The following is a 13,571-nucleotide window of genomic DNA, read 5'->3' on the forward strand; positions in this document are numbered from 1 at the left end:
GGCTTACCTCGGCTGCAGGAAGGACGTCTTCTCATGCACGCGGACATCCGGTGCATCGACGGCCTGCAGGTTGAAATAGATTTCATGGGAACCCGGCTGCAGCGCTTCGGCGTCGACCTGTACCCGCGCGGCGATGTCGCGCGAGCCGGCCGCTTCGACCTCGATCTCGCGCAGATCGGCGATGGCGGCACCCGGCAGGCCTTCGACCTCGAGCACGTAGCGCCGTGCGACTTCCGAGGTGTTCATGATGCGCAGTCGATAGACGTTCTCGATCTTGCCGCCCTCGACCTCGCGCGCCAGTGTGGCGCGGTCGCGCAGCACGTTCATCTTGACCGGCGTACGGGTGAATAGTGCCCAGGCGAAACCCGACACGATGAAAGCCAGAAGACTGGTGTAGAGAATGACGCGCGGACGCAGGATGTGCGCCATCACCTCGCGCCAGCCCTCGTGTGCCGGCTTCTTCGCCAGCAGGGTACGTTCGGTGGTGTAGGCGATCAGTCCGCGCGGGCGACCGACCTTGTCCATCACCTGATCACAGGCATCGATACAGAGCGCACAGCCGATGCACTCGTACTGCAGGCCGTTACGGATGTCGATGCCGGTCGGACAGACCTGCACGCACCAGTCACAATCGACGCAGTCGCCGACCGCCTGCCCCTCGCGCGCCTTCTTCTTGTTGCCGCGCGGCTCGCCGCGATTGGCGTCGTAGCTGACGATCAGGGTGTCGGGATCGAACATGACGCCCTGGAAGCGGGCATACGGGCACATGTACTTGCATACCTGCTCGCGCATGTGACCGGCGAACACATAGGTGAAGGCGGCGTAGAAGAACATCCAGAACGCCTCCCACGGACCGAGCGACCAGGAGGCGATCTCCGAGGCCAGTTCGCGGATGGGCGTGAAGTACCCGACGAAGGTGAAGCCGGTCCACAAGGCCAGCGCACCCCAGGCACCGAACTTCGCGGCACGCAGACCGAGCTTGCGCGCGCTCATCGGCGCTGCGTCAAGCTTCATGCGGGCCGAGCGGTCGCCCTCGATGTGCCGCTCTATCCACATGAAGATTTCTGTATAGACCGACTGCGGACAGGCGTAGCCACACCACACCCGCCCGGCCACTGCGGTGACCAGGAACAGTCCGAGCGCGCTGATGATCAGCAGCAGCGCGAGGAAAAGCACGTCCTGCGGCCACAGGACGAGCCCGAAGATGTAGAACTTGCGCTCCACCAGATGGAAGAGCACGGCCTGTCTGTCGTTCCAGGGCAGCCAGGCCAGGCCGTAGAACACGATCTGCGTGATCCACACCATGGCCCAGCGCACAGTGTTGAAGCGCCCCTTGATGCTGCGCGGCTGGATCTTCTTGCGCGCCGCGTACAGATCTCCCTCATCCGACGACACGTCGGTGATCGGAATCACCCGTGCCGCCCGCTTTGCTTCGTTACCGGACGTACTGTCGCCGGGTGAGGGATTGGACGCCATTTACTTCGCTCCACCCGCGTTGTTCGACAGGCCCCAGACGTAGGCGGCAACGAGGTGGATCTTCTTATCGCCAAGCAGATCGCCGTGTGCCGGCATGTGACCGTTGCGACCCTTGGCCACCGACTGCAGCACGATCGCTTCGGTACTGCCGTACAGCCAGATGCCGTCGGTCAGGTTGGGCGCGCCCACCATCTGGTTGCCCTTGCCGTCGGCGCCGTGGCAGGCCGCGCAGTTCGCACCGAACACCGCCTTGCCGCGCTGCACGCGCACGCCATCCGCCGCCATGCCCGACAGCGAGCGCACGTAATGCACCACGTCGCGCTGCTGCTCGCCATCGAGGATGGCGCCGAAGGCCGGCATCGCGCCGTTGCGGCCATTGACCAGCGTGGCCTTGATCGCCTCGGGCTCGCCGCCATACAGCCAGTCGGCGTCGGTCAGGTTGGGGAAGCCGCGCGAACCGCGTGCGTCGGTGCCGTGGCACTGGGCGCAGTTGTTCAGATAGAGGCGTTCGCCCATGGCGCGTGCTTCGGGATCGGCCGCCACTTCCTTCACGTCGAGACCGGCGTAGCGCTCGAACAGCGGCGCCACCTTGGCTTCGGCTTCCTTCACTTCCTTGTCGTAGGCGCCGGTGGACGACCACGCAAGCTTGCCGCCGAAGTTGCCCAGGCCCGGGTAAGCGGCCAGATAGACGATGGCGAACACGATGGTGATCCAGAACAGCCACACCCACCAGCGCGGCAGCGGGTTGTTCCACTCGGCCAGCGTTTCGTCCCACTGATGACCGTGCAGTTCGACCTGCCCCTTCGGACGGGCGCCGCGGTTGGACAGGATGATGAAGGCACAGAACGCGATACTGGCGACGACGAGCACCACCACGTACATGTTCCAGAAGTCGTTGATGAAGTCGCTCACTTTTGTTCTCCGGTTTCGGTGTGCGCGCGATCGTCGTCGGCGAAGGGCAGCATCGCTGCCTCGTTGTGGGCGCGCTGCGCGCCCGGACGCCAGGCCATGATCACGATGGCGACGAAGCAGGCGAAGCCCGCGACGGTGACTGCCGAGCGCAGTGCGTTGATGTCGAGTTCCATGACGGGCTCCCTCAGTTCACACGCTTGATCGCGGTGCCCAGGCCTTGCAGATAGGCGATCAGGGCATCCATCTCGGTCTTGCCCTTCAGCTCCGCCGCCGCACCCTTCATCTGCTCCTCGGTGTAGGGCGTGCCGACCACGGCAAGCGCTCGCATGCGCTGTTCGATGGTGCTTGCATCGACCGGCCGGTCGAGCCAGGGGAAGCCCGGCATGTTCGACTCCGGCACGACGTCGCGCGGATTGATCAGGTGAACGCGGTGCCACTCGTCGGAGTAGCGGCCACCGACGCGAGCCAGATCCGGACCGGTGCGCTTGGAGCCCCACTGGAACGGACGGTCATAGACGAACTCACCGGCGACCGAGTAGTGGCCGTAGCGCTCGGTTTCGGCGCGGAACGGACGAATCATCTGCGAGTGGCAGTTGTAGCAGCCTTCGCGCACATAGATATCGCGACCGGCCAGTCGCAGCGGGCTGTACGGCTCGACGCCCTTGACCGGTTCGGTGGTCGAGTGCTGGAAGAACAGCGGAACGATTTCGACCAGACCGCCGATGGCGATGGTGATCACCGTCAGGATCGCCAGCAGGCCGACGTTGCGTTCGATTGCTTCGTGTTTGGATGCAGCCATGATGTCTTTCTCCAGTGATCAGGCGTGCGCGGCAGCAGGCGCCACCACCGGTGCGTTGTACGGCTTCTGGCCGGCGATGGTCTTCCACACGTTCCAGGCCATGACGAACATGCCGGACAGGAAGAGCGCGCCACCGAGGAAGCGGATGAACCAGAACGGATAGCTGGCCTTGACGCTCTCGACGAAGGTGTAGGTGAGCGTGCCGTCGTCGTTGATCGCGCGCCACATCAGGCCCTGCATCACACCGGCGATCCACATCGAGGCGATGTAGAGCACGACGCCGAGGGTGGACATCCAGAAGTGGATGCTGATGGCCGGCACCGAATACATCTTTTCCTGGCCGAACAGGCGCGGGATCAGGTAGTAGATCGAACCGATCGAGATCATCGCCACCCAGCCCAGCGCGCCCGAATGCACGTGGCCCACGGTCCAGTCGGTGTAGTGCGACAGCGCATTGACCGTCTTGATCGACATCATCGGACCTTCGAAGGTCGACATGCCGTAGAAGGACAGCGAGGTGATCAGGAACTTCAGGATCGGATCGGTGCGCAGCTTATGCCAAGCGCCCGACAGGGTCATGATGCCGTTGATCATGCCGCCCCAGCTCGGTGCCAGCAGGATGAGCGAGAACACCATGCCCAGCGACTGCGTCCAGTCCGGCAGCGCGGTGTAGTGCAGATGGTGCGGACCCGCCCACATGTAGGTGAAGATCAGCGCCCAGAAGTGCACCACCGACAGGCGGTAGGAATACACCGGACGTTCGGCCTGCTTCGGCACGAAGTAATACATCATTCCGAGGAAGCCGGCGGTCAGGAAGAAGCCGACCGCGTTGTGGCCGTACCACCACTGCACCATGGCGTCCTGCACGCCGGCGTAGGCCGAGTAGGACTTCCAGAAGCCGGCCGGGATGGCGGCGCTATTGACCAGGTGCAGTACCGCGACGGTCAGGATGAAGGCGCCGTAGAACCAGTTCGCGACATAGATGTGCGAGGTGCGGCGCTTGGCGATGGTGCCGAAGAACACGACGGCGTAGGCCACCCAGACGAGGGTGATCAGCACGTCGATCGGCCACTCGAGCTCGGCGTACTCCTTGCCCGATGTGTAGCCGAGCGGCAGCGTGATGGCGGCGGCAACGATGACGATCTGCCAGCCCCAGAACACGAATTCCGCCAGCCACGGCGCGAACAGCCGTGTGTGGCAGGTGCGCTGGACGACGAAGAACGAAGTCGCCATCAGCGCACAGCCGCCGAAGGCGAAGATGACTGCGTTGGTATGTAGCGGCCGCAGTCGGCCGAAGTGGAACCACTCGCCGACGTTCAGTTGCGGCCAGACCAGCTGGGCGGCAATGACTACGCCGACCAGCATGCCCACGATGCCCCACACCACCGTCATCAGTGCGAACTGCCGCACCACCCGGTAGTCGTAGGTGCCGTGAACGGACCCCATTGCTTCTGTTTTCATTTTTGCCTGCTCCCACATTGAAATTGCACCGCCACGCCCGCATGGGCGCACGCACGCATGATCCGGCCCGAAGGTTATGTGCTCGCCTGCTACCGGGTCTTGACCCACGTCAAGCGGCCTATCGTTTCACCGTCTTTCACCGTTACCGCGCGCGCACCGATGCCGGCCGCATTTTCCCGCGCAAAATGATATTGCACCCTGATCGAATTACGAGCGGAAATTCGATCAAATCAATTTACGGAATGAATTTCCGCGCTTATCATTCGATTTCCTCAACCCATGGAGACAACGCAATGTCCGGTCAGAGCTACGACGAATTGATGGCAAAAATCGCGGAACTGCAGCAACAGGCAGAAGCAGTGCGCCGGGCGGAGCTCGAAGAAGTCATTTCGGACGTGCGTGCCAAAATCAAGAAATACAATCTGTCGGCCTCCGATGTCGGCCTTGCCGGCGGTGCAGCACGTCGCTCGGGCCGCCCCGCTGCTGCAGCCAAGGTGAAGATCGCGCCCGGCAAATATCGCAATCCGGCCACTGGCGAAATCAAGGAAATTGGTGCTGCCGGCCGCAAGCCGGGTTGGCTTGCAGCGATGAGCGCCGACGAACTTGCTGCCGCCCGCGTGTCCTGATCTCGATTCGGTCGCGCACAAAAAAGGCACCGCAAGGTGCCTTTTTCATTCATTGCTTCCGCGCCGCCGCGGCCTCTTCCTTGAGCGCCCTGCGCAATATCTTTCCGACATTCGTCTTCGGCAGTTCGCTGCGGAATTCAACGTGACGCGGAATCTTATATGCGGTGAGCTGGGTCCGGCAGTGGGCGATCACCGCATCGGCGGTCAGCGTCGCGTCCCTGCTGACGACGAACACCTTCACCACCTCGCCCGAATGCTCGTCCGGCAGCCCGATCGCACAGCACTCGAGCACGCCGGCGCAGGCGGCGACGACGTCCTCGACCTCGTTCGGATAGACGTTGAAGCCGGACACCAGAATCATGTCCTTCTTGCGGTCGACGATGCGTACGAAACCGGTCTCGTCGACCGTGGCGACATCGCCGGTGCGCAGGAATCCATCGGCCGTCATCACCTGGGCGGTTTCCGCCGGACGACGGTAGTAACCCTTCATCACCTGCGGTCCGCGCACGCACAATTCCCCGGTTTCACCCGGCGGCACCTCCCGCCCCTCGTCGTCACGTATCGATATTTCAGTAGACGGGACAGGCAGCCCGATCGAGCCGTTGAATTCCTTCTGATCCGGCGGATTGATGCACACCGCCGGCGAGGTTTCGGTCAGGCCGTAGGCTTCGATCAAGGGCTGACCGGTGATTTTCTTCCAGCGTTCGGCGACCGCGCGCTGCACCGCCATGCCGCCGCCCAGCGAAACGCGTAATCCGGAAAAATCGAGCTGCGCAAAATCCGGATTGTTCAGCAGCGCATTGAACAGCGTATTGACACCGGTAATTACGGTGAAGCGGTATTTCTGAAGTTCCTTGACGAAACCCGGAATGTCACGCGGATTGGTGATCAGTATGTTGGTCGCGCCGAGCTTCAGAAATACCAGGCAATTCGCGGTCAGCGCAAAGATGTGATATAGCGGCAATGCCGTGATGACGATCTGCGGCCCGCTCACGAAGGGCCGTATCCAGGCATCGGCCTGCATCATGTTGGACACGATGTTGCGATGGGTGAGCATCGCGCCCTTGGCCACACCGGTCGTACCGCCCGTGTATTGCAGGAAGGCGATGTCTTCGTGCACGACATTGACCGGATTCAGCGTGTGCCCCAACCCCAGCTTGATCGCCTCGTTGAAGCGGACCGCCGACGGCAGTTCGAAGGACGGCACCATCTTCTTCACGTGGCGCACGACGAGATTGACGATCCAGCCCTTGGGCGCTGGCAGCAGGTCGCCCAGCGCGGTGACGACGACGTGGCGTACCGACGTGCGCTCGATCACGCGCTGCAGCGTCGAAGCGAAGTTCTCCAGCACGACGATGACTTCCGCACCGCTGTCGTTGAGCTGGTGTTCGAGCTCGCGCGGCGTGTACAGCGGATTGCAGTTCACCACCGTGTAGCCGGCACGCAGCGCGCCGAACATGGCCACCGGGTACTGCAGCACATTGGGCATCATGATCGCGACGCGCGACCCCGGCGCGAGGCCGAGCACCGACTGCAGGTAGGCCGCGAAGGCGGCACTGAGGCGGTCAAGTTCTGCGTAGCTGATGGCCTTGCCCATGCAGACATAGGCATCGCGCTCCGCGAACTCCCGGCAGCTGCGCTCGAACACCTCGCCGACCGACATGAACTCCGACGGATCGATCTCGGCCGGAACACCCTTGGGGTAGCTTTTGAGCCACACCTTCTCCATTACCGCCTCCTCGCGTCATCGTGCCGCTGCCGTGCGAACGCGGCAGCGTGCTGCATGATCGTGCGGCCGGGCATCAACCCGACATGTCTTCCATCGGCCAGTCGCGAATATAGCTCTTCAGCATGCGGTTCTCGAAACTCTGCTCCTCCAGCATCGCGCGTGCGACATCGTGGAAGGACAGCACGCCCATCAGCGTATCGCCTTCCATGATGGGCAGATAGCGGCAGCGGTTCTCGAGCATCAGTCGGCGCAGTTCGTCGACTTCCATGTCCGGGTGGGCGGTCGCCGGATCGCGATGCATGACGGCGGATACGGTCAGCGACTGCCAGTCGCCGCCGGACGCCCGCACCGAGCGCAGGACTTCGCGGAAGGTGAGCATGCCGACCATGCGGCCATGCTCCATCACCACCAGCGACCCGACGTCGAGGTCGGTCATCGTGACGACTGCGTTACCCAGCGTCTGTTGCGGTGCCACCGTGTAGAGCACGGTGCCCTTGATGCGCAGGATTTCATGTACTTGCATGGTTGCCACTCTCCTCCTCGCCGCGCGGGCACGGGGTGCGCGCTGCGGATGACCATGCGTCGATGGTAGTCAAAAGCGTCGGCGCCGCAAAGCGCCGGCGTTCAGAATAGGCGATCCAGACGCCCGTCGGGCCGCAGCAGTGCGGCGCACGGCGTCTTGCCGGGGCGGATCAGGCGTACCGACTCGGCGTAACGACTCAGCTGTTCGGCATATTCTTCGGCGAATCCCGCACCCTCCCCGCTTTTGTAATCCAGTATCCAGATCTCGTCGTCGAACTCGACCAGGCGATCGATGCGGCCGAGGCTGCCGTCAGGCAGCACGAATTCCACTTCGCTGGCCGCCCAGCGATGCAGCGCCGGATCGAAGAAACGGCGCAGCGCAGCGCTGCCGGTGATGGCGCGCGCAAGCCGTTCAAGTTCGCTCCAGCGCGCTGCATCGAGCGCCGGCGGACGCGGCGGCGGCGGCTCGCCGCAGGCCAGCGCCTCCAGCCAGGCGTGCAGGCCGGTGCCCCAGATCTGCGCGTCGTTCATCGGCACGACCACGCGACGCTCGCCCACCGGTGTGAATGGAAGCGCTTCGGCAGCCGTCGGCGCCGCGGCAAACATATCGATGTCGGGGCACGCATCGGCCCTGCCTGCACTCAGGCGCAGCGCACCGTCGTCGGCGGTCTGTACCGACGGGCAGCCACGCAGGGCCATCTGCAATCGCGCCAGCCAGCTGTCGTCGGCCACGCCCCGCGCCGGGCTGACGCCGCTGGCAAACAGGAACTGCCGCGCCCGGGTAACCGCGACGTACAGCAGATTGGCGTCCTCGCGCGCCGCAGCGCGCGCCTCGGCATCGATGAACCGGGCGCGCGCCTGCCCCTGGTTCTCCTTGCGCTGCAGCAGCGACAGGTGTTCGGGCGCCGGCGCACCCGGCGGCCACGCCAGCAGCACGCGTGCACCGCTGTCGGCGCGCGGCTTCGCGATGGCGTCGGCCAGCCAGACGATGGGCGCCTCCAGCCCTTTTGCCGCGTGCACCGTGAGCACGCGCACGCGACCGCGTGCCGGGTCCTCCCCGAGGATGAGCCCCTCGTCCGGCGCCTCGTCGTCCTCGTTGCGCAATCGTACGAGCTCGTCGAGAAAGCGCGGCATGCTGGGGAAACGACCGCTATCGACCTTGAGCGCCAGTTCCATGAAGGCTTCCAGATTCGCCCGCACGCCCGGCCAGGCCATCGGATCGACCACGGCGGCATAGCGTTGCATCAGCTCGCCGTGATGGAACACGCGGTCGAGCAGATCATGCACCGGCAGTTGCACGGCCGCAGCCAGCCAGTCGCTCAGCAGCGACGCCGCACGCGCCATTCCGGGGTCGTCGCCACCCCGCGCAGCGCGCAGCGCCGGCCACAGTGCGGGGCCGGCGCTGGTCAGGCGCAGCAGGTGCGCGTCGGACAGCGCGAACAGCGGACTGCGCAGCACGTGCGCCAGCGCCAGCGCATCGGCCGGCGCGGCGAGGAAGCGCAGCAGTGCCTGCAGATCGGCCGCCTCCAGCGTGTCGAGCAGTCGGCCGCGGCTGGCCCCGAAGTACGGAATGCCGTGTGCGCGCAACGCCGCCTCATACACTGCGAGACCGGTGCGTCGGCGCAGCAGGATCATCACGTCGCCGTAGCGCGCCGGCCGCACCGCGCCACTGTGCGCATCGCGCACGGCAACCCGCCCGACCATTGCCTGCAGTCGCGCACACATCGCGTCGGCCTCGCGACGGCGCCGGCTGTCCTCGGCCGTCACGCGCGGCGTGGTGAGCGGATTGCGCAGACCCGAATCGGAAGACGTCGCTTCGTCCGGCGCATCGACGTCGTGGCCGAAGGCCGGCAGCACCTCGACCGCGCCGGGCAGGCCGAGCTGCGTCGTGCCGTGTGGCGCGAAACCTTCGAACACGTCGAGCGCGCCGAACAGCGCATTGACCACCTCGACCACCGCCGGGCTGCTGCGCCGCGTTTCGTTGCGCCGGATGTCGATGGCACCGAAGCGCTCGGCGAAAGCCGTGCGCGCATGCGCGAAGATGCGCGGATCGGCGCGGCGGAAGCGATAGATCGACTGCTTCGGATCGCCCACCACGAACACGCGCGGCTGCACCTGATCCGGCGCGTAGGCGTCGAGCCAGTGCATCAGCACCTGCCACTGCAGCGGATTGGTGTCCTGGAATTCGTCGAGCAGCAGGTGGGTGTAGCGCGCGTCGAGCCGCGCCTGCACGAAGGGGCCGGTCTGCGCGTCGCCGAGCAGGCGCACCGCGTGCCATTCGAGGTCGCCGAAATCGAGCACGCCAGCGCCGCGTTTGACCTGGTCATAGGCGTCGAGCATGGCCGAAGCAACGGTCAGCGCGTGTCGGTTCAGTTCCCAGGCGGCGCGGTCGCTCAGCGCGTGCAGGCAGGCCAACAGGCGCTCGGCGCAGGACTCGAACAACTGCTGCGTGCGCTCGGCTGCGCCGATCTTTTCCATCGACTTGCCCGGCTTGAACGCGATCGGCAGTCCGGCGCGGGTCAGCAGTTCGGCGCACAGCCCGTCGAAGAAAGCCTGGGCGTCGTGCTGGCTGGCGGCCGTCTCCAGCGCCACCGCCTTGCGCTGCTGCGCCTCCGTGCCCTGCCCCAGCAGCTTTGCGAGTTCCAGCACTGCGGCGCGCAGCGCGGCGTCCTGCGCCAGTGCATCGACCGGTGCTTCACGATCGGCGCCGAAAAAGGATTCGAGATGCGCGAACACGCCATCGAGTCCGTCATGCGCAGCCAGCCAGGCCTGCCACTCGGCGCGCCGTTCGATCAGCGATTCGGCGAGGCTGCGCGCGCCGGCGAGACCGGCCTGTGCGAGCAGCCAGCGCACCGCCTGCGCCAGTTCGCCATCCGGCGCACTGCCGGCACGCCGCATCAGCACACCCCAGGCCTGGTCGCGCAGGCGTGCGGTGCGCTCTGCCAGCTGCAGACCGCCGAGACCGGCCGACAGCGGCGCGGCGCCGAGCAGCGATGAAAACCAGCCGTGGAAGGTGTTGATCGTCAGCCCCGGGCGGGCGCCGGCGACGTGTTCGAACAAGCCGCGCGCACGCTCGATCAGCGCCGCGTCGTTGCGCGCATCGACCCCGCGCTGATCGAGGAAGGCGATCACGCCGGCGTCGTCCGCCACCGCCAGCTCACCCAGCCAGTGCTGCAGCCGCTCGTCGATCTCGCGCGCCGCCTTGCGCGTGTAGGTGATGGCCAGTATCTCGCCCGGCGCCACGCCGGCCAGCAGCAGGCGGATCAGCCGCGACACCAGGGTCCACGTCTTGCCGCTGCCGGCACAGGCCTCGACGACGACGCTGGCGGATGGATCGAGCGCGCGCAGGCCGTCGTTCATGACCGCCAGTCCTTGCGGCACAGGCCACGCATTTCGCAGTAGGCGCAGGCGCGGTCGTCGCCATGCGCAGGCAGCGCAGCACCGGCACGCAGCGCCGGGAACAGCGTTCCGATCAGTCCCTGCAGCGCTTCGGCCGCAGCGTGCGGCTCGGCCTGCGGATGCGGCACCGGCGCCGGCTCGTCGAGTGCCAGATAGGCGGCTTCGCTCACCGTGTCGCCTTCCAGCAGCGTGTAGAAGGCGAGCTGCAGGTCTTCACCGCCCTGCACGCTTTTCTTCACGGCTTCGCTGCTACGCAGCTTGTAGTCGAGCAACGACACGCCCGCCGCACCACGGTCGATGCGGTCGATGCGCCCTTCGAGTGACAGCGCACCGCCGTCCGGCAGGTCGAGTGGTCGCGCGCGCGACTGCTCGCCGCTGTCGAACACCCAGCCCTCGGCCTCGCGCGCGCAGGCCCAGGCAACGTAGGCGTCGGCGCGGTCGTGCAGGCGATCGGCCCACACGTGCTCCTGGAAGTTGCGGCGGATCGCGCCATCGAAGGCGGCGGCGATGCGCGCGCGCATGTCGCCTGCCAGCGCCTGCGGCGTCTCGCTGTCCAGGCGTGGATGCGCGACATGGAAATCGTGCAGCAGCGCATGCACCAGTTCGCCCACGCTGCCCTTGCCCATCGTTTCCTCGACCTCGTCGCCCTCGCCCAGACCGAGCACGCGGCGCGCGTAGTAGCGGTAGGGGCAGGCCATCAGATCGGCCATCGCGCTGGCGGTGAGCCGCTGCGGCACCCGTCCGGCGTCGAGCACCGGTGCGCTGGTCTGGCGCGGCAGTGCGGCCGGCTCGGGATCGGGCTGTGCCGGCGCAGCGCTGACCGCACTCGGCAGCCCGGCACGCACGAACATCAGGTCGAGCAGTTGCAGGTCGGCGCCGGGCAGATTGGCTTCGCCGTTGCGCTGCGCCTGCCAGCTGAACACGATTTCGTCACTGTTCAGGATCAGCCCGGCGAGGTCCTCGCGCAGCTGGTGTGCCGCCTGCTGCGTATCGGCCAGCCCCAGTTCGCGTCGCAGCCCCTCGTGACCGAGCACGCCGCGCAATTGCGGCGGCGCCAGATGTTCGCCATCGGCGCCGATCACGTACACGGCGTCGAACACGCGCAGCCGGGTCGCCGCAAGATGGGTCAGCACGACCGGACTGTCGATCGCGGTGTCGCGGAACAGCGCCCGTTCGAACTCGCCGTTGAGCCACTGACGCCAGTCGGCAAAGGTCAGCGCCAGGGATACGCCACTGCTGTCGGCGCGCAGCTGTTCGAGCAGCGCGATCACCTGTGCGCCGGCCGCGTCCTGCAGCAACGCCGTGCGCGCCTGCAGCGCGTCGAGCGCGGCCAGCAGCCGTTCGATCCAGAAGGCGGCGGGCGCCGCCTGTGTCGGCATCAGGTTCGCCGCCTGCGCGAACGGGACCATCAGCGCCGCACCCGCCCGTCCGGCCAGCTCGCGCGCCGCGTCGGCGAGCAAGGCCTGCAGCCCGTCGACATGATTGCGCCGCACCACCCAGTGATCGACCTCGGCGATCGCCCGCGCGTGCGTGTCGGCATCCATGCCGCCCGCGACATAGGGCGACCGGACCAGATCGAGCAGGTCGCGGTGATAGCCGTCGGACGCCAGGCACTGCAGAAAGGCATCGACCGTCGCAGCGGCGCGCGTGGTGGACAGCTTCCAGCCGGTTTCATCGGCCAGCAGCACCTGCCTGCGTTCGAGCAGGGCGCGGGTACGACGGGCGGCTTCGCGGTCGCTCGCGACCAGGGCGATGCGGCGGCGCCCCTCCGCCAGCCAGCGGGCGATGCAGGCTGCAGCATGCTGCGCCTCCTGCTCCAGCGATTGCGCACTGACCAGCCGCACACGGTCGCGCAGACGCTGCGCCGCGTCCGCCGGCACGCGGCGCGACCACAGCGTGCGCGCGTCGTCGGCGGCAACCGGCCAGGCGGCATCGAGCGCGCGCGACAGCGCGTCTTCATCCGCCGCGCGCCGCACGCCGATGTGCAGCACCGGAACGCGTCGCGCGAACGCAGCCAGCCAGTCCGGAGCGGGATCGAGCGTGTCGGCCAGCAGCACCACGGGCCGCTGCGCAGACGCGGCTGCGCGATACAGCGCCTGCGTCGTTGCCCGGGCGTGACCGGGCGTGCCGGTGCTGTCGGCCAGCCACACCGCGTGAACAAGCCGCGCCTCCAGCGACAGCGACGCGCTATCGTGCAGCGCGTGCGCCCGGGCGAATGCGCCCTCCAGCGCGGCCTCGTCCGGCACCGGCACATCGGCCAGCGTGTCGGCGAGATCCATCAGTTCGCGCGCGACCGCCCACAGGTCGGCGTCCCCCAGCCAGCCGACCCGGCGCAACTGGGCGACCAGCCCGAGCAGACGCCGCGAATCGGGATCGGTCGCCGCATCGCCCCGCCAGCGCGCGGCCAGCAGCTGCGGCGTAAGCACGCGCGGCATGAACAGCGCACGGCCGGCCGCCGCCGACAGCGCGCTGCGCAGCGCCGGTGCCAGCGTGATGGACGGCAGGAGGACGTCGCAGTCGGCGAGCGCGTCGCCGTGGCGAACGAGGAGGATGCGTGCCACCCGGCCGAACAGGTCTGGACCGGGGGGCAGCGTGACGGAGTCGAAACCCGCTCCGCTCATGCGTCAGCGCGGGCGAACAAAGGAAA

At 66.7% G+C, this 13,571-nt stretch carries 10 protein-coding genes; 1 reads left to right on the forward strand and 9 read right to left on the reverse strand.

What is annotated here, in order from left to right; all coding sequences use genetic code 11:
• Nucleotides 1-3 precede the first annotated feature (3 nt).
• The 5 genes from ccoG to ccoN all read right to left on the reverse strand — a co-directional run bounded on the left by ccoG (nt 4) and on the right by ccoN (nt 4,633).
• The gene (gene ccoG / locus WDZ97_RS10625) at nt 4-1,413 is read right to left on the reverse strand and encodes a cytochrome c oxidase accessory protein CcoG (protein WP_425763014.1); all 1,410 of its coding nucleotides are present in this window, start codon (nt 1,411-1,413) and stop codon (nt 4-6) included.
• A gap of 63 nt (nt 1,414-1,476) precedes the next feature.
• Nucleotides 1,477-2,388, reverse strand: a complete 912-nt coding sequence (gene ccoP / locus WDZ97_RS10630) for a cytochrome-c oxidase, cbb3-type subunit III (protein WP_425762725.1) — start codon at nt 2,386-2,388, stop codon at nt 1,477-1,479.
• Nucleotides 2,385-2,561 (reverse strand): cbb3-type cytochrome oxidase subunit 3, encoded by a 177-nt coding sequence (locus WDZ97_RS10635; RefSeq protein WP_020163661.1) that lies wholly within the window; start codon nt 2,559-2,561, stop codon nt 2,385-2,387. Before WDZ97_RS10635 ends, ccoP begins: the two co-directional genes overlap by 4 nt.
• A gap of 11 nt (nt 2,562-2,572) precedes the next feature.
• On the reverse strand, nt 2,573-3,187 hold the full coding sequence (gene ccoO, locus WDZ97_RS10640; RefSeq protein ID WP_425762726.1) for a cytochrome-c oxidase, cbb3-type subunit II: 615 nt from the start codon (nt 3,185-3,187) through the stop codon (nt 2,573-2,575).
• Between the two features lie 18 nt (nt 3,188-3,205).
• Nucleotides 3,206-4,633: a cytochrome-c oxidase, cbb3-type subunit I gene (ccoN, locus tag WDZ97_RS10645; protein ID WP_304011301.1), complete on the reverse strand. Its 1,428-nt coding sequence runs from the start codon at nt 4,631-4,633 to the stop codon at nt 3,206-3,208.
• 56 nt (nt 4,634-4,689) lie between these two features.
• Between ccoN and WDZ97_RS10650 the strand changes: the two genes are divergently transcribed.
• Nucleotides 4,690-5,274: an H-NS histone family protein gene (locus WDZ97_RS10650; protein WP_425762727.1), complete on the forward strand. Its 585-nt coding sequence runs from the start codon at nt 4,690-4,692 to the stop codon at nt 5,272-5,274.
• A 49-nt stretch (nt 5,275-5,323) separates the two neighbouring features.
• Here WDZ97_RS10650 and WDZ97_RS10655 read toward each other — a convergent pair whose 3' ends face one another.
• The 4 genes from WDZ97_RS10655 to WDZ97_RS10670 all read right to left on the reverse strand — a co-directional run bounded on the left by WDZ97_RS10655 (nt 5,324) and on the right by WDZ97_RS10670 (nt 13,545).
• Complete coding sequence (locus tag WDZ97_RS10655; RefSeq protein ID WP_425762728.1) at nt 5,324-7,003, reverse strand: long-chain-fatty-acid--CoA ligase; 1,680 nt, start codon at nt 7,001-7,003, stop codon at nt 5,324-5,326.
• A 73-nt stretch (nt 7,004-7,076) separates the two neighbouring features.
• The gene (locus WDZ97_RS10660) at nt 7,077-7,526 is read right to left on the reverse strand and encodes a CBS domain-containing protein (protein WP_020163656.1); all 450 of its coding nucleotides are present in this window, start codon (nt 7,524-7,526) and stop codon (nt 7,077-7,079) included.
• 101 nt (nt 7,527-7,627) lie between these two features.
• On the reverse strand, nt 7,628-10,885 hold the full coding sequence (locus WDZ97_RS10665; RefSeq protein WP_425762729.1) for a UvrD-helicase domain-containing protein: 3,258 nt from the start codon (nt 10,883-10,885) through the stop codon (nt 7,628-7,630).
• Entirely contained in the window at nt 10,882-13,545 is a 2,664-nt protein-coding gene (locus WDZ97_RS10670; RefSeq protein ID WP_425762730.1) for a PD-(D/E)XK nuclease family protein, read from the reverse strand. The genes WDZ97_RS10665 and WDZ97_RS10670 overlap by 4 nt, the downstream gene beginning before the upstream one ends.
• Nucleotides 13,546-13,571: the final 26 nt, after the last annotated feature.

Origin of the sequence: Methyloversatilis sp. MC4-4, assembly GCF_049843555.1 — a bacterium.
In the GTDB taxonomy this organism is placed as follows: Bacteria; Pseudomonadota; Gammaproteobacteria; order Burkholderiales; family Rhodocyclaceae; genus Methyloversatilis; species Methyloversatilis discipulorum_B.